This window comes from Glutamicibacter sp. NPDC090743 (assembly GCF_044769125.1).
Classification (GTDB): Bacteria; Actinomycetota; Actinomycetes; order Actinomycetales; family Micrococcaceae; genus Glutamicibacter.
Genome location: NZ_JBIVXE010000002.1, coordinates 108,559 through 124,731 on the forward strand (window position 1 = coordinate 108,559; position 16,173 = coordinate 124,731).

At 62.0% G+C, this 16,173-nt stretch carries 18 protein-coding genes; 6 read left to right on the forward strand and 12 right to left on the reverse strand.

The annotated features are described in order from the left end of the window. Positions 1 to 91 precede the first annotated feature (91 nt). Positions 92 to 643 (forward strand): CGNR zinc finger domain-containing protein, encoded by a 552-nt coding sequence (locus tag ACIQTS_RS03855; protein ID WP_105656104.1) that lies wholly within the window; start codon positions 92 to 94, stop codon positions 641 to 643. A gap of 291 nt (positions 644 to 934) precedes the next feature. Continuing rightward, entirely contained in the window at positions 935 to 1,243 is a 309-nt protein-coding gene (locus ACIQTS_RS03860) for a hypothetical protein (RefSeq protein ID WP_105656103.1), read from the forward strand. Between the two features lie 16 nt (positions 1,244 to 1,259). On the opposite strand, the gene rraA is transcribed toward ACIQTS_RS03860, so the two are convergent. The 6 genes from rraA to ACIQTS_RS03890 form a co-directional block, all read right to left on the reverse strand. After that, positions 1,260 to 1,736 (reverse strand): ribonuclease E activity regulator RraA, encoded by a 477-nt coding sequence (rraA, locus tag ACIQTS_RS03865; RefSeq protein ID WP_105656102.1) that lies wholly within the window; start codon positions 1,734 to 1,736, stop codon positions 1,260 to 1,262. Positions 1,737 to 1,819: 83 nt separating this feature from the next. Then, positions 1,820 to 3,214, reverse strand: a complete 1,395-nt coding sequence (locus ACIQTS_RS03870) for an amino acid permease (RefSeq protein WP_402472137.1) — start codon at positions 3,212 to 3,214, stop codon at positions 1,820 to 1,822. 207 nt (positions 3,215 to 3,421) lie between these two features. Then, complete coding sequence (locus ACIQTS_RS03875) at positions 3,422 to 3,715, reverse strand: hypothetical protein (RefSeq protein ID WP_286134039.1); 294 nt, start codon at positions 3,713 to 3,715, stop codon at positions 3,422 to 3,424. 38 nt (positions 3,716 to 3,753) lie between these two features. Then, complete coding sequence (locus tag ACIQTS_RS03880; RefSeq protein ID WP_402471367.1) at positions 3,754 to 4,347, reverse strand: DUF308 domain-containing protein; 594 nt, start codon at positions 4,345 to 4,347, stop codon at positions 3,754 to 3,756. A 56-nt stretch (positions 4,348 to 4,403) separates the two neighbouring features. After that, a complete protein-coding gene (locus ACIQTS_RS03885; RefSeq protein ID WP_365942792.1) occupies positions 4,404 to 5,624 on the reverse strand; it encodes an alpha-hydroxy acid oxidase in 1,221 nt (406 codons plus the stop codon). Positions 5,625 to 5,658: 34 nt separating this feature from the next. Then, the gene (locus ACIQTS_RS03890) at positions 5,659 to 6,972 is read right to left on the reverse strand and encodes an MFS transporter (RefSeq protein WP_402471370.1); all 1,314 of its coding nucleotides are present in this window, start codon (positions 6,970 to 6,972) and stop codon (positions 5,659 to 5,661) included. Positions 6,973 to 7,102: 130 nt separating this feature from the next. On the opposite strand from ACIQTS_RS03890, the gene ACIQTS_RS03895 reads away from it, so the two are divergent. From ACIQTS_RS03895 to ACIQTS_RS03905, 3 genes are read left to right on the forward strand one after another with little or no spacing between them, the layout of a single operon-like run. Next, positions 7,103 to 7,738 carry a GntR family transcriptional regulator gene (locus ACIQTS_RS03895; RefSeq protein ID WP_105656097.1) on the forward strand — a complete coding sequence of 212 codons (636 nt, stop codon included), beginning with the start codon at positions 7,103 to 7,105 and terminating at the stop codon, positions 7,736 to 7,738. A 20-nt stretch (positions 7,739 to 7,758) separates the two neighbouring features. Further along, the gene (locus ACIQTS_RS03900) at positions 7,759 to 8,121 is read left to right on the forward strand and encodes a hypothetical protein (RefSeq protein ID WP_365942795.1); all 363 of its coding nucleotides are present in this window, start codon (positions 7,759 to 7,761) and stop codon (positions 8,119 to 8,121) included. After that, complete coding sequence (locus tag ACIQTS_RS03905; RefSeq protein WP_400289400.1) at positions 8,099 to 8,254, forward strand: hypothetical protein; 156 nt, start codon at positions 8,099 to 8,101, stop codon at positions 8,252 to 8,254. Before ACIQTS_RS03900 ends, ACIQTS_RS03905 begins: the two co-directional genes overlap by 23 nt. Positions 8,255 to 8,283: 29 nt before the next feature. Here the strand turns inward: ACIQTS_RS03905 and ACIQTS_RS03910 are convergent, their stop codons facing one another. Next, the gene (locus ACIQTS_RS03910; RefSeq protein WP_402471374.1) at positions 8,284 to 9,624 is read right to left on the reverse strand and encodes an MATE family efflux transporter; all 1,341 of its coding nucleotides are present in this window, start codon (positions 9,622 to 9,624) and stop codon (positions 8,284 to 8,286) included. A 152-nt stretch (positions 9,625 to 9,776) separates the two neighbouring features. On the opposite strand from ACIQTS_RS03910, the gene ACIQTS_RS03915 reads away from it, so the two are divergent. Beyond that, a complete protein-coding gene (locus tag ACIQTS_RS03915) occupies positions 9,777 to 10,610 on the forward strand; it encodes a hypothetical protein (RefSeq protein ID WP_365942797.1) in 834 nt (277 codons plus the stop codon). 41 nt (positions 10,611 to 10,651) lie between these two features. Here ACIQTS_RS03915 and ACIQTS_RS03920 read toward each other — a convergent pair whose 3' ends face one another. From ACIQTS_RS03920 to ACIQTS_RS03940, 5 genes are all read right to left on the reverse strand, one after another. Beyond that, the gene (locus tag ACIQTS_RS03920; protein ID WP_402471377.1) at positions 10,652 to 11,851 is read right to left on the reverse strand and encodes an MFS transporter; all 1,200 of its coding nucleotides are present in this window, start codon (positions 11,849 to 11,851) and stop codon (positions 10,652 to 10,654) included. 3 nt (positions 11,852 to 11,854) lie between these two features. Further along, entirely contained in the window at positions 11,855 to 12,625 is a 771-nt protein-coding gene (locus ACIQTS_RS03925; RefSeq protein WP_105662070.1) for a CPBP family intramembrane glutamic endopeptidase, read from the reverse strand. A gap of 138 nt (positions 12,626 to 12,763) precedes the next feature. After that, positions 12,764 to 13,528: an aquaporin Z gene (gene aqpZ / locus ACIQTS_RS03930; RefSeq protein WP_365942799.1), complete on the reverse strand. Its 765-nt coding sequence runs from the start codon at positions 13,526 to 13,528 to the stop codon at positions 12,764 to 12,766. A gap of 140 nt (positions 13,529 to 13,668) precedes the next feature. Beyond that, positions 13,669 to 15,000, reverse strand: a complete 1,332-nt coding sequence (locus tag ACIQTS_RS03935; protein WP_402471381.1) for an SH3 domain-containing protein — start codon at positions 14,998 to 15,000, stop codon at positions 13,669 to 13,671. Between the two features lie 237 nt (positions 15,001 to 15,237). Further along, a complete protein-coding gene (locus ACIQTS_RS03940) occupies positions 15,238 to 16,173 on the reverse strand; it encodes a cytochrome b/b6 domain-containing protein (RefSeq protein ID WP_365942801.1) in 936 nt (311 codons plus the stop codon).

Here is a 16,173-nt window from a genome sequence, read left to right on the forward strand (position 1 = left end):
TGCCGCCGTTCAGGGGCAAATGGGGGTATGAGCATGACGATACGGTTAGGCTTGAGTGGCAGTCAATCTACCCAGCTTCCAGGAACGAATTATGACCTTTGCCCCAGATATCGAAGCTTCATTGAAGTCCGTGGTGAACCTTCTGAATACCGAGGTGCAAATCGTGGATATGCTCTCCACCGTCGCTGATCTCGATGAGTTCCTTGATGCCGAGAATTTCGAAGGCTCCCGCGCGCACAACCAGGCAGAGCTTCGCTCCATTCGCCAGTTGCGTTCCCAGCTGAAGAACATCTGGATAGGTACCGAAGAAGAATCCGTCTTCCGGGTCAATGCGATCCTGCGCAACGCCAACGCCCAGCCTCAATTGATCAAGAGCGAATCGCTGGGTTACCACCTGCACGCCACCACCAACAGCACCCCGCTCTACGACCGCATGGCCGTGGACGCCGCGATGGCACTGGCGGAAGTGATCCGCTCCGGCGGATTGCAGCGTCTGCGGATCTGCGCCTCGGAGGACTGCGAGGCGGCCCTGCTGGATCTGTCGCGCAACCGCTCCAAGCTGTACTGCGATACCGGCAACTGCGCCAACCGCGAGCACGTACGCGCCTACCGTGCGCGCAAAGCCGGAAAACGTATCGACTAGCCAGAACCCCGACACTGAGCACACCAAGTCTAGTTTCGTCCGTGATCGGCCAGCGCCCCTGCGCACTTCATCGCCGCAGCGTGGCCGAGTAGCTCGCTGTGGCCTCGGGCCCACCGCCCATGCCCGTGACCAGCGCGGAGCACCTGTCATGGCCATCAGGTTTCCTGCATGGGTGGCCAGCACGTGGCCAAAATGGCGTTGGGCGATGCCCCTCGCCTTTTACCTTGCCCGGGCCATATGATGAACACACAACCGGGATACCGGCAGTTGCAGTAGTGGAAGGGGCAGGTCATGACTCAGGAAACCCACGCTTCGGATGATTACGAGGCACGGATAGAAGCAGCTGAGAGCGGACCATTGAAAGCCGCGGCCCGTTGGGTTGTAGCTCTGGCTTCTGCCACGCTGGGCGATGCAGAGTACGAAGCGAACGAGCCCCAGGTAGTCGTGCATTCCCGCCAAGATGATTCGGTGCTTCTGCGCATGACAACCTCCAGCCTCGAAGAAGCTGAGCGGCTAATCGTCCAGATCCGCGCGGACTTGGAGGCTTTGGGCACCGAGGAATTCAAGGCGGAGTGGGAAGGCGCAGGCGACAAGCCCTAGCTAGATGGGCTAGCGGCTAGTTCTCGACAAGAATCCCGTCGATATCCGCGTACACCATCGCGCCCGGCCGGACCTTCACATCCCCGATGCTGATCACTTCATCCACCGAACCGTGCGAGCGCTTGACGGTTTTGCGCGGGTTGCTGCCTAGTGCCTTGATCCCGAGTTCCATTTCAGCCAGTGCCGCACGGTCGCGTACGGCGCCGCTGATGATGACCCCGGCCCAGCCATTAGCTTCGGCATTCGCGGCAATCATGTCACCCATCAGGGCGTAACGCAGGGATGCTCCCCCATCGACCACGAGCACTGCGCCATTGCCCGGGAAGCTCAGGATCTCCTTGACCAGGCCGTTGTCCTCATGGCACTTCACGGTACGTGCCGGCCCGTGGAAGGACAGCCGCCCGCCGAAGTCCTGGAATTGAGCCGAGACGGACTGCAGTGCATCCCCATGCTGGTCGTAGAGGTCGGCGGTGCTGATCGGTTCCTGGTGCATGGTGTTTCCTTCATGAGCTGCGATAGTGGTCCACCACACAGCTTAGCCCGCAGTGCCAGCAACCCCAGCGCATGACGAAAGTGTCAGAGATTCAGTTCCGCTTCATAGGCCTTGGCGTCCAAGGTGCCGAGGCGCGAATTGCGGCGGCCGAAGCCCAGATAGATCGCAGCTCCCACAGCCATCCAGATGGCGAAGACCAGCCAGGTGATGCCGGCCAGGTTGAACATCAGGAACAGGCAGGCAGCGATGCCCAGAATCGGGGTCACCGGATACAGCGGGACGCGGAAGGTCCGCGGGGTATCCGGCTGGGTTTTGCGCAGGTACATTACCGAGACACCTACCAACGAGAAGGCGAACAGGGTGCCGATGCTGGTCGCTTCGGCCAGCTGGCCCAGAGGAATCAGCGAGGCGGCAATGGCCACGACCGCGCCGGTGACGTAGGTGCCGATGACCGGGGTGCGGGTGCTGGGCGAAACCTTGGCGAAGAAGCGCGGGATCAGGCCGTCGCGGCCCATGGAGAGCAGGATGCGCGTCTGCCCGTACAGGGTGGTCAGCACCACCGAGACGATCGCGATCACCGAAGCCAGGGCGAAGGCCAAGACCATCCACTTCTGTCCGGTGATCTCGGAAACGATCTGCACCAGGGCGGCTTCCGATTCGGCGAACCAGTTCCACTCCCGGGCGCCAATGGCGGCTACAGCAACCAGCACGTAAATGGTGGTTACCAGCACCATGGCGATCATGATTGCCCGCGGCAGGTCCTTCTGCGGATTCTTGGCTTCCTCGCCGGCGGTCGAGGCCGCGTCGAAGCCGATGTAGGAGAAGAAGACCATGGACGCTGCCCCGGTCACGCCCGCGGCGCCCATGGGCAGCAGCGGAGCGAAGTTCCCGGCATTGAAAGCGGTGAAGGCGACCACCACGAAGAAGACGAGGATGGCGATCTTCACGATCACCATGACGGTGTTGGCCAGGGCCGATTCGCGGGCACCGCGAACCAGCAGCAGGGTCGCCAAGATGACCACGATCAATGCCGAGAGGTTGATGACACCGCCGTCGCCCGGACCGGCGGCCAGGGCCTGGGGCAAAGCCAGGCCGAAGATCTCCAGCGTCTGGTTCACGTAGGCGCCGGCACCCACCGCCACCGCTGCCGCGGAAACTGCGTATTCCAGCACCAGGCACCAACCGCACACCCAGGCCATGCCTTCGCCCAGCGTGGCGTAGGAATAGGAATAGCTGGAGCCGGAGACCGGGACCATGCCCGCCATTTCGGCATAGGAGACCGCCGAAAGCAGCGCGGTGATGCCGGCAAGCACGAAGGCGATCCAGATCGCCGGGCCGGCGACCGGAACGGCAGATCCGAGGATCACCAGGATGCCGGTGCCCAGGGTGGCTCCGACGGAGATCATGACCAGCTGGGTGACGCCCAGCGAGCGCTTGAGCGTCCCGAGCCCGGCGTTGTTCGCGGCGTCGTTGGCCATCGCCTGGATGGACTTGCGCCGTCGCAGCTGCTTGCCCAGTGGGGTGCGGCCATGCTGCTCAGAGATACTCGTGCTACTCACTTGAAATCCTTGGTGCGTGCTTGAGGCGTCCTGCCTCGATCAATTGGCCCGGCAAACGACAACGCGCTGGGACTATCTGTGGATGGACAGTCCCAGCGCGTCATGCCGCGTGGCTAAGCTTTATTATCAGTCTTCAAACTTCTTGTCCGGGTTGGATGAGGATCGGTTTACCCCGGTCCCCTTTCCCAGGTCAGGATCATTGTCCTTGGCGGCCATGGTCATCACCGAGATGACCAGCAGGCTTGCGACAAAGGCGATGCCGAAACAGGCCAAACCGATATCGAAGCGCAAGGGATTCTGCGATCCGCCGGTGGAGCTAACCAGGCCGACCACGCCGGCGACGATGGCCAGGATCAGCGAGAAGCTCAGTGGGCCCTTGATTGACTGGCTCCACGGTTGCTTCTTCTTGTTGTTTCCCACCAGGAACTCCGTTTCTACTTTTACTGCAGACCTAAAGACTAGTTGCTTTCCTGGTCCGGCGAATTGATCGTGGTCGGGGCGGCTGCCTTCATTTCATGGCGATGGCCGAAGGCGGCAATCAGCGCGAAAACGGCCAGAACGATAGTTCCGCCGCCAATCAGGCCGAACAATGCGTGCGCATCCATGCCACCGCTGAAGCACAGCGAAATGGCCAAGATCACGCCCACCGCGCCGGAAACCAGCTGGTTCCTGAACGGCGGGAAGGCCTCGCGATGCTTGGCAAAGACGATGAGCTCGGCAATGCCTCCGGCCAGGAATGCAAAGGCACCCACATAGCCGACCCAGGCAATCGAGCTGACGAAGATGGTGGCAATACCAGCCAGAAGCATCAGTCCCGCACCCAGCGCGTAGGGGGCGCGCGACTTCTCCGGCGCGCTTTCCACAGATACGTACTGCCACATGAACACGCCAGTGACAACGAGGAACGCTGCCGTCGAGTAGGTGACAACCTTGTCATCTGCGCCGATCCAGAAAATCGACATCAGGGCATAGGCCAGGGCCGTCAGGCCGCGCAGGAAGACCGGGCGGAAAACATCTGAAGCTTGAACTGGGGTGGTTTTTGGTGCAGGCACAATTTCTATTCTACCGCTCATAGAACTAACCGCCACTTCGCCCGGGGTTAATCACATCAGCCACGGCGGCGAATCAGCGACTGGTCCAGATCCCCGATGCTCGCCGCGCCCATCAGCTGCATAGTCACTTCCACTTCCTTGGCCAGCAATTCGATGGCACGGCTGACGCCTTCCTCTCCCCCAGCCATCAGGCCGTAGAGGTAGGCGCGGCCAATCAGCACGAAGTCCGCTCCGGCACACAGCGCGGCGACAATGTCCGCGCCGGACATGATGCCCGAATCCATGATGATTTCCATGTCCTCACCGACTTCGGCACGCACTTCGCCCAAGGCCTCGAAGGCGATCGGCGCGCGGTCCAGCTGCCGTCCGCCGTGATTGGAGACCACCAGTCCGTCAGCACCGGCGGCCTGTGCCTTGGCAGCGTCTTCGCTGGTGAGCACGCCCTTGACGAAAAGCTGGCCCTTCCACAGCTCGCGGATCCATTTCAGATCCTCGAAGTCCAAGGAGGAATCGAACATGGAGTTGATGATCGTTGGCAGGTCTGCCGACGTATCCGACAGCGATGCGAACTTCAGCGAATCGGTGGTCAGGAAGTTGTACCACCATTCGGGTCGGTACGACGCATCGAGCACGGTCTTCACGGTCAATTCCGGCGGGATCTTCATGCCGTTGCGGGTATCGCGGTGGCGCTGGCCGGCTACCGGGGTGTCCACGGTGACCAGCAAGGTGTCATAGCCCGCTGCAGCAGCACGTTCCACCAGCGCCCTGGACTTTTCCCGGTCCTTCCACAGATAGAGCTGGAACCATTTGCGGCCCTCGGGTGCCGCCTCGGCGACCTCCTCGATGGATCGGGTGCCCATGGTGGACAGGCTGAAGGGAATCCCTGCTTTCTGGGCAGCCCGCGAGCCGCCGATTTCGCCCTCGGAGTGCATGAAGCGGGTGAAACCGGTGGGGGCGATGCCGAAGGGCAATGCCGATGGGGCACCGGCAATGGTGGTGGAAAGATCCGACTGCGCGGTTCCGTGCAGTATTCGCGGCAACAGCTCAACGTTGTCGAACACCGCTCGGGCGCGGGTCGCGGTGATTTCTCGCCCGGCAGCGCCATCTACATAGTCGAAGGCCGCGGCGGGCGTGCGACGCTTGGCGATCTTGCGCAGATCCCAGATGTCGGCGGCACCGGCCAGGCGGGCGGCGCGAGGGCTAGTGGAGGGGAGCTTGAACTTCATCAGGCTGACCAGTTCGGCCACGTCGGGCAGTTGGCGATTGAGATTACCCATGGATTGTTCCTTTACTTCGGTAGAAATTGCCGGTCTAGTACAGGGTGCGCGAGCTTGCGCGGGTGCCGATGAAGATTGCAATGGCCGAGGACAGGCAGCACAGCGCCAGGTATCCCGCTGGCATCGCGATGGAGCCGTTGCCCGCTTGCAAGAGCGCGGCGGCAATCAGCGGCGAGAGCCCAGCGACGATGGCGCCGTTCAGTTCGCGCGCGATGGCAATCCCGGAGAAGCGCACCGAGACGGGGAACAGCTCGGTGAGGAAGGCCCCTTGGGCACCGGAAGTGCACGGGATCACCAGCGCGTAGCCGGCGGCGATGCCCAGGAATCCGAAGGCGAACTCGCCGGTGGAGATCAGTGCGAAGATCGGGAAAGCCAGGACCAAGCCTGAGATATTTCCTGCCGCCAGCACCTTGGAAGCGCCGAACCGATCGGCCAGCCAGCCGCCCACCGGCGTGAGCAGTACGGAGACCAAGGAGCCCAGGGTGACCGCCAGCAACGCATGGCTGCGTTCCATGCCGCTGGTGACCATCAGGCTCAGCGCGAAGACCGCAAGGATGTAGTTCACCGCGTTGTGCCCGGTGATGGCCAGGAAGCCCAGGGCCACGCGACGCCAGTGCGCGGCGAAAACCTGCACGATGGGCAGCTTGGCCTGCTGCTGCTCGGCACGGGCCGAGGCCATGGCGGCGGCATAGTCAGGGGTCTCTTCCAGCTTGTTGCGGATGTAGATGGCCACGACGAACAGCAGTGCCGAGACCAGGAATGGGATGCGCCAGGCCCACCCGAGCAGTACCTCGTCACCGGCCAGCGAGACCAGGAAGAAGCACACGGTGGCCAGGGCGATGCCCAGCGGCGGGGTGGAGAGCACCAGCGAGGTGTAGAACCCGCGTTTTCTCGGCTCCACGTATTCGGCCACCAGCGTCATGGCACCGGTCAGTTCCGCGCCAGCGCCGAATCCCTGGATCAGGCGCAGCAGCACCAGCAGGCCCACGGACCACACGCCCCAGGTCTGCGCGGTCGGCAGCAGGCCGATGCCCACGGTGGCGATGCCCATCAGGATGACCGAGAGCAGCATGGCCGGGCGGCGCCCGAACCGGTCCCCCAGGTGGCCGATGAGCACACCGCCCAGCGGGCGGGCCACGAAGCCCACCGCGAAGGTCGCAAAGGACGCGATCGAGGCCGCCGATTCTCCAGCCCCGGCGAAGAACAGCGGACCGATCACCACCGATGCGGCCGCGCCATACAGCGCGTAGTCGTACCATTCAATGGCCGTGCCGAAGACAGAGGCGAACAGGGCCCGGCGCCGGTTGCGCGCTTGCTGCGTGCTGGCAGAGTTCTGGGTGATCGGCACAGTCGTAGTCCTTGCGATAAAGTGGTGTTCCGTAAGATACCTGAAATATATTTCATCCCAGACTAGAGTGTTGCCCAGAGCGATAGCTAGATCAGGTCGCCAAGTTACGCCCCTTAGGAATCGGAAAACCATGGCCAGCTCGCTCTCCGAACAGCTCACGCTCACCTTGCGCGAACGCATCAACCGCGGGGAACTTGCCCCGGGAAGCCTGATCATCGAACCCGCACTGGCCCAGGAGTTCGAGGTCTCCAAGACCCCGGTGCGCGAGTCCCTGCGCCAGCTCACCAGCGAGGGCCTGCTGCAGGTGCTGCCCAAGAAGGGCTATCTGGTTCGCGCCATCTCGATGAATGATGTCTATGAAGTCCTGGAACTGCGCAGCTTGCTCGAACCGCATGTGGCGGGGCAGGTAGCCAGCATGCATTCGGCAGCGCTTGTAGTTTCCCTGGCCGGGCACCTTGAAGCCCAGCAAAAGCTGGCGGTCTCCGACCCCATTGCCTCCATGCATGCCGCCCAGTGCTTCCATAGCGAACTGGCCGCGGCATCGCGCAACTCCCGCATTGTGGACAGCCTGGAGAACTGCTTCACGCAAACCGCCCGAGCCCACTACGTCTTGCCTTCCATGCAGCCATACATGTCCCAATCGGACGAGCTGGCCGAGCACCAGTCGATCTTTGCCGCCATACAGAATTCAGATCCTTCAGCGGCCGCCGAGGCCATGACGCTGCATCTGGAATCCATCCGCCGAGCCATGCTGGGACATCACTAGCGGCCAACCACTGGTGCATCATGGGCAAGGCACGCAGCATCGCCGTGCTTGCCGGCGCTGGCGTCAGCACCGATGCCATGCCAGAAGGCCTGCGCTCACTGAACGAGTCCGCTGACGATTTTCTGGTTCAAGCTGGATCCAACGCCAAGCACAGGCAGATGATGCCCGATAACCGGATTGAGCGGCTTGGCGTGCATGACTCGCTCTTCTCCTGCGCCGTGGGCAGCCTGCTGCAATTCCGCCAGCCAGGGGACGTGGACTTCTTCGTGGTCCGCGAGAACATCTTCGAAGGCATCGAACGCCGTCATCCGGAAAACGGTAGCGTCCTGTACCGGTATCGGCCACGCCCTCGAATACGCATTGGAGCTCGCGCAAACCGGTAGCGCCAAGCACCTGACCAGCCCAGCGCAACAGCTCGTTGCCCAGCCCGGATCCGGGTGCCAGGGCACCACCAGCTCACTGGACCATGCGGTCACCCATGAGATTGCCGCCCAGGCAATGGAGCTCCAGGAGTAATCGGTGGCGAGCGGCCCGGTGGCCTGGGTTCAGCTGCCCAACCGCATCCAAGCGCTGTTCCTGGCACGCAGGGACAGGCTCACGCCGCGAGCTGCCATGTAGCCGATGGCGAAAGCAACCCAGATCCACAAAATCGCTGACGTGGAATCCTTGGCAAAGACCTGAACCGCCCAGAGCATCGGCACGTAGAGAACAAGGTTCGCTACACCTACCAACCCGAGATAGCGGGCATCCCCCGCACCGATGAGCACGCCGTCCAGCACGAACACCAAACCGCACAACGGCTGGGACAATGCCAGCACCCATAGCCCAACGGTGGTCAGCTGCCGGATCTGCTCATCCGGGGTGAAGATCATCGGGAAGACCCACGAGGTGGCAAGCAGCAGGATCCCGGTTACCACGCCGAAGCAGATGCCCCAGCGGCTCATGATCCCCGTGAGCTTGCGGACCTGCTCTGCATCCCCGCGGCCCAGCTCCTGGCCAATCATGGCCTGGGCCGCAATAGCCAACGCATCCAGTGCAAAGGCCAGGAAACTGAAGATCGTGAAGACCAGCTGGTGCGCTGCCAGTGTCTGGGTGCCGGCGTTGGTGGCGACAAGAACCGTGAGGAGCAACGCCGCGCGCATGCTCAGGTTGCGCAGCATCAACCAGGAACCGACTTGCCCGGTGGAAATGAACCCGGACCAGCTCGGCGCCATGGAAATTCCTTGCTTGCGGATTCTTGGCAAGATCATCCACAAATACACCACCGCCATCATCCACTGGGCGATCGATGTGCCAAGCGCGGCACCGGCTACGGACATATCGGCCCAGTAGACCAGCACGAAGTTCAGGACGACATTCAATCCGAAGCCAGCGGTGGCCACGATCAACGGTGTTTTCGTGTCCTGCATGCCACGCAGCACGCCGGTGGCTGCCAGGACCAGCAGCATCGCGGTCAGGCCAGGCATCGAGTAGCGGATGTAATCGACGGCGAATCCAGCGGTTTCCCCTTCGCCGCCCATCAAGCCCACAAGCCGATCGGCACTGAAGTATCCGAGCAGCGACAGCACCACCCCGAGGACTATGGCAAACCACATGCCATCGCGCCCCGCCGCCATGGCCTTGCCGGGGTTGCCTGCGCCCAGGGCCCTGGCTACAGCTGGCGTGGTGGCATAGGCCAAGAAGATCATCAACCCCACCGCAGTGTGCAGCACCGTGGTGCCCAGTGCGGCGCCGGCCAGCTCGGCCACACCAAGGTGGCCCACGATGGCCGAATCGGCCATCAAGAACAGCGGCTCGGCGATCAAAGCACCCAAGGCGGGAACTGCCAAGGCAAGGATCTGCCGGGCCAAGCTCCGCGGGGATTCGGTGGGGGTTGAAGGATTCACAACCTCAACTCTACGAAGCAGAGTGGACTTTCACCATTTGCTTGCGCGCAGGAGGATTCCCGGTGCAGTCCTCTTTCCTGCGTCCGGAGCGAGTACTAGGTTTGGAAGCAAGCAGGGCACAGCCAGCACCGCCACCAGAAAACAGGTTTCCCATGGGACAAGAACAGATTGGCCATTGGCAATGCGCGGGTTGCGCCGTGGAGTTCCCGCCGGGCCCGCAACCCACCGGCACCTGCCCCATCTGCGCCGATGAACGCCAGTACATTCCGGGCGGAATCCAGCGTTGGGTGCGCACCGAAGACCTGGCAGCAGCCGGCCACCAGCTGACGATCACTTCGCTGGAGCCGGGACTGAATGCGATTGCTTCTCCCGAAATCGGCATAGGCCAAAGCTCCTTACTCGTGGAGACCACCGCGGGCAACCTGCTCTTCGACGTGCCCGGGCTGATTACAGGAGAAATCATTGATTGGCTGGATAGCCGCGGAAAGCTGGCGGCCATTGTGGCGAGCCATCCGCACATGTACGGGGTGCAGCAGCAATACAGCCAGGCGCTGGGTGATGCGCCGATCCTCGTCGCCGAGAAAGATGCGCAGTGGGTCCAGTATTCCTCAGCCGCCGTCAGGACCTGGTCCCAGCCTTTTGAGGTGCTGCCCGGGATCAGGCTGATGCAGCTCGGCGGCCACTTCCCGGGCAGCACTGCGGCTGTTTGGGAAGCAGGGGCCGATGGCCGCGGAGTCCTGCTGGCTGGCGACGCGATTTTCCCCGTGGCCGATGGCAATGCGACCTTCTTGCGCAGCTACCCCAACCGCATCCCGCTCTCGGCTGCCGTGGTGCGGCGCATGGCCAAGGATCTGGAGCCGGTGAAGTTCGACCGCCTCTACAACAACTTCGCCGCCTGCATCCAGGCCGATGCCCACCGGGTGGTCCAGTTCTCTGCGGAACGCTATGCCAGGTGGGTATCAGGAGAATTCGACGATCTGACCTGATATTTCGCGCAAAGTTGAGTATTCCGAATGCGGAATATGAATTATCCGCGAAGGGATGGGTCCCTTTTGGAGAGCAAGGAAGCCATGATCAGGGCAACCACCTGCAACGCGCCAACACAGAGCACGACGCTGGCCCAGCCGTAGTGCATGAAGGGGATGCCGATGAGCCAGCCAAGCAGTGACGAGCCCACGTAGTAGTACAAGTTGTACAGGCTGGAGGCCTGTGCCCTGGCTTCGGTGGCCAGCACCGGCACCCACCCGCTGGCGACCGCGTGGGCCGCGAAGAAGCCAGCGGTGAAGATCAGCAACCCGCTGATGATCACGACCAGGTTCCCGGCCAGGGTCAGCAGCAAGCCCAGGGCGCTGGTGAGAATGCTGATGCGCAGGGTATTTCGCCGTCCAGCCTTGGCGACGAGTTTGCCGCTGGCCACCGAGGTGTAGGTTCCAGAAAGGTAGGCCAAGAAGACCAGTGCCGCCCACGAAGCCGGAATCAGGTAGGGCGGTGCTTCCAGCCGGAAAGCCAGGTAGTTGTAGACGGCCACGAATCCGCCCATGAGCAAGAATCCCTGGGCATAGACCAGTGCCATTTTGCCGTGCAATGCATGTGCGAACTTCTTGGCGATGCTGCGCAGGTTCTGGCCGTGGATGGGGTCGAAGCCCTGGGCGCTGGGCGCCTTGAACAGGAAGAAGAGCGTCGCCAGGCCGGCCATGATGCTCACTGCCGCGACCCCCCAGCGCCAGCCGGCGGGGTCTGCGACAAAGCTGGCGACCAAGCGTCCGGCCAGCCCGCCAAGGGTGGTGCCGGAGATATAGGTGCCGCTGGCCACGGCAACGGCTCGCGGATTGACCTCGTCAACGAGGAAGGCCAGTGCAGAGCCGGGAACACCTGCCAAGGCAATTCCCTCGAAGAACCGGATCGCCACCAGGAACTCGAAGCTTGGCGACAGGCAGCTGAGCAGTCCCAGGGCGACCGAAGAGATCAGGGCGATGCTGATGACCTTGCGGCGCCCGACGCGGTCGGAAATGATGGCCCATGGAGTCACGGCCAACGCCAGCCCCAGGGTCGCTGATGAAACGGCAAGTGCCGTGTGCGAAGAGGTGATGTGGAAATAGCCGGCGATCACCGGCAGCAGCCCCTGCACCGCATAGAGCTGGGAGAACGTGGCAACGCCGCCGGCAAAAAGCGCCAGCAGCATGCCCCGATAGGCGGGGGTGTTCGGTTCGAGTCCGGTAAATGCCACTGCCTAGGCTCCCACAGGAAGCAGCGGGTAGATCAGGTACACCACCAGCAACGCTACTGCATTGTTAATGACATGCAGCATGTAGGAGTAGGCCAGCGACTTGCCGCTGAGGATGTAGGCAACACCCATCATGACGCCCAGCATGAAGTACGGCACGACTTCCAGCCAAGAGCCGATGCCCGCGCCAATGAAGTGGATGCTGGCGAACAGCACCGTGGAGATCAGTGCGCAAATCCAGACGTTGAGCTTGCGTGAAAGCTTGCCAATGAGCAGATGGCGGAACAGGTATTCCTCGACGAATGGGCCGAAGAGCGCAGTGACGACCAGCATGACCGGCAGCGGCACCGTTCCGGCCATGGATTCCAGGGCCGCCTGGTTCTCGCTGGTGGCCGCTTGGCCCGTCAATGCGGCGATGATTCCGTTGGCCATGATGGTCAGGAACCAGCCACCGGGCAGCATCAGCCATTTGGCCCAGGGGTGGTAGCGCATGGTCTTGAACGACTCGAAGAACTGCGGACCGCACTGGATCATCGCGAGAATGAAGAAGGTGACATACAGGATCAGGTTGATCCCGAACAGCGCCTGTTCCTGGGTGGAGAAGGCGCCCATGTAGCCAGGGATCAAGCCGATGAGGCCTGCTGCGCCCCCGACAAAGAAGACGAGGTAGGCAAGAACTGTCCAGAAGTCGCCCTTGGTGAATTGCCCGGCGTTGAAGACGCGTTGCTTGGGCCGCGGAGCCGAATAGGGGTTCATGTACTCTGGCCGTTGTTGCATATGACAAGCCTAATCGCCTTCCATGTGGATTTCCCAAGTTCATCGTTCCACGTGAAAGGACGAACCCAGTCCAGCCGACGTCGAAGTCTGCTGGACTGGGTTCAGCGAGCTGCGGTAACCGCGAGCTCCCATCATCTGCTAGTTCTTGTCGAAACCTTCGCGACCCTTGTCCACGAAGGCCGGGAAGAGCACCTTGTAGCTGACACCGGCAATGGCCGCACCGATAACCGGCGCCAGGATAAACAGCCATACCTGGCCCAAGGCTTCCGGGCCGGCGAACCATGCGACGCCCAGGGAACGTGCCGGGTTGACCGAGGTATTGGTGATGGGAATGGACACCAGGTGGATCAGGGTCAATGACAGGCCGATAGCGATCGGCGCGAAACCCTGCGGCGCGCGCTTGTCGGTGGAGCCGAGGATCACGTACAGGAAGATCGCAGTCAAAACGATCTCTGCGACCAGTGCCGCAACCAGCGAATAGCCATCTGGTGATCGCTCCCCATAGCCATTGGAAGCGAAACCGGATTCGACTGCGTTGAATCCGTCCTTGCCCGAAGCGATCCAGAACAGCACGGCACCCGCCACCGAAGCAGCGACGATCTGCGTGACGATGTACGGGAGGACATCCTTCCACGGGGTGCGCCCGGCAAAGGCCGTGCCCAGGGTGACGGCAGGGTTGAAATGGCCGCCGGAGATATGCCCTACTGCGTACGCCATGATCAGCACAGTGAAACCGAAAGCCAGAGCTACGCCCAGGAATCCGATGCCCATGTTCACGGTTTCATCTGCAATGACCTTGGCCGCGAAGATCGCTGAACCACAGCCGCCGAAGACCAGCACGAATGTGCCCAAGAACTCGGCCGAAAGTTTTGCGCCGGTCGTCGGCGCGGATGTATCTGACATGTCTTGTTCCGTTCCTCAAAAGGTGACGCGAGTTCCATGACAGCAAGAGCTGTAACCTAAGGCTACTGGAAGAATTCTCTATTGGAGGATCTGCGACGTTCATTTTCGACAATGGTTTGTGGCCGGCCATGACATGGGAATTATTTGCCGACATATTCGAAGTGCCATGCTTCGGCGTATGGATTCCTGCTTCCGTTAGCGCGGAATTCTTCCAGATTTTTCCGGTGGATCCAGTTGTATTTCTTGGTGTTGGCTTTCAGCCACTTGTAGTACTTGCCCTTGAACGAATAGCTGTAGGTCTCCGGGACGTCGATGGCCAGTCCCCAACCATGGTTCGAGGTGCCCGGTTTGGCCGCGATGTAGTGGCCGAGCTCCTGGTAAAGGAATTTCTGCGTATCCAGGGTGCGGTAGGCCAGATCAATATCCAGATTCTTCCCGAATTTCTTCTTGAAGGCCGAGTTCAGCCGGCCCAGGTCCGCAGCGGCCGGGGCGGCGACGAGCGTTTTCTCCTTGTCCCAGTGCAGGGCCACCAGCATCGACGCGGGCAGCTTCCCGTTGGCTTGCTTCAGTACCATGGCGCGAGTGATTTTTGAGGTGTTGCTGGTTTTGGCGTTGGTGCTGGGCTTCAGCGCTGAAACTTTCATCCAGCCATCGGCCCCCTGGGTGCGCACGTAGTACCAGCCGGAGACCTGGCCAGCTTTCCTTTCCCAGACCTTATCCCGATAGACGATCGAGTTCTTCGGGATATCACCGATGCGCTTCTTGCCCTTGACCGAAGCGAACAGGTCTGCGCCGGAAGACTTGGTGAAGTAGCGGTCCGACAGCCCAGCCCGGTTGGTGGTGTACGGGCCGGCGTCGATGGCGCAGCCCTGGGAGCAGGTGGTGACGTAGGCACCGGAGATCCATCCGTTCTTGCCCTGGGTGGAAATCTTGTACCAGCCGTTGGCGGCCTTGGACGTCGCGTAGGCGGGCTGTCCCTTGCTGATCTTGCCGACGACTGAGTGTCCGGTTCCCGCCCCCTTGCGGATATTCATCGTCGATTTCGGCGTGATCCACAGCTTCACGCTTTTCGCCCGCGGCGAGGTTTTGCCGGTGCCGGAGGTCTTGGTGACCTTGGTGTATTTGTTGGAGATCCACCCGGTCTTCTTGTTGTAGGTGACTTGGTACCAGCCGTTGGACGCTTGGGACTTGACGGTGACGGTCTTGTTCTTCGGGATGGTCAGGACAACGCGGTACTTGGTGCTGGAACCGGAGCGCATATTCAGATTGCTCGTGGTCTTGACCTGCACCATCCGTTTGGCGGCGTGCACCTGCAGGGTTGCTGGCGCTGCAAGTTGCGTGGATGGCTGGGCGGCTGGGATTGCCTGCGCGGCACTGGCTGGCATCAGGCCGCCGAAGGCCAGCGCACCGGCCAGCAACACGCCAGCGGTGGACACGGCGAATTGTCGAGGGGAACTGAAGAGTGTTTTCACGGCGGTGGAGTCTTCCGAAAGGCGCGGGCTTGGCTGGTGTCCTGCGCAAAGCCGTTCTCGGTGCGAGCGAGGTTGCCGATTCGGCGCCAGACATCATTAATAATGCAACAGCCACAGCGAATCGGGAACACCGCCACAGGCCACCGGTCACGGGCAGGCAAAAACCGGCGCTGTGCAGGATTTTTTCCTGCCCAGCGCCGGTTTCGGCGTTTCAGTGCGTTGCCCGCGGGCGAGCCGCTACTTGGAGATCTTGCCCGACATCCCGGCCAGGGCCCGGATGACCACCGGCTTGCAGGCGAACCAGGCTCCGGCGGTCACTGCAACGGCCAGCAGGAACATGATGACACCCATCCAGCCGTCGTCGCTGCGGGCGGCGAACATGTGGTTCAGGTTCGCCCGCGCACCAGTGAGCAGCACCAGCAGCACATGCATCACCAGGAAGCCGACGAAGAACAGCATGGCCGGGAAGTGCACCTTGCGGGCGGCTTCCATGGGGAATGCCTTATCCAGTTTGGCCGGCCAGGCCGGGGACATGCGCAGCCCGGTGATGGCGGAGACCGGGGCGGCCAGGAACACGATCGAGAAGTAGGCCAAGACCTGCAGCGCGTTGTAGTTCAGCCAGCCGTTTTCGCTTGGCCAGTCCAGCGACAGGTACTGCACGCCGGCGCTGATCGCATTCGGGAAGATGTCCCAGCTGGTCGGCACGATGCGCATCCACGCGCCGGTGGCGAACAGCAGCACAATGAACACCACGCCATTGACGATCCACAGCACATCCAGGCTCAGGTGCAGCCAGATTTCCAGGCTGATCTTCTTAGGCTTGGTTTTGGTCTTGAACAGGCCGGTGTTATTCCGGGTCCAGTAGGCCTTCGGCCTAGCCGTGGTGCGGATCAGCCAGCCGGAGCGGATGATCAGCACCAGGAAGAAAGCATTCAGGAAATGCTGCCAGCCCAGCCAGGCGGGGATGCCGGTGGGGGCGTTCTCCGGCAGCGCCGAATGCCCCGGATAGGCGGCAATAAATTGCTCCCCTGCTCCGGTTCCACGCCACCAGCGGGCGGCCAGCACCAGCAGGGCCAGGACAACCACCACTGCGGCGGCGATCCAGATCTTCTTCAGCGCCGGGTTGCCCGCCGTCGTGGCGGTGCGGGCGCCCTCCTTGGTTGTCAGCGACAT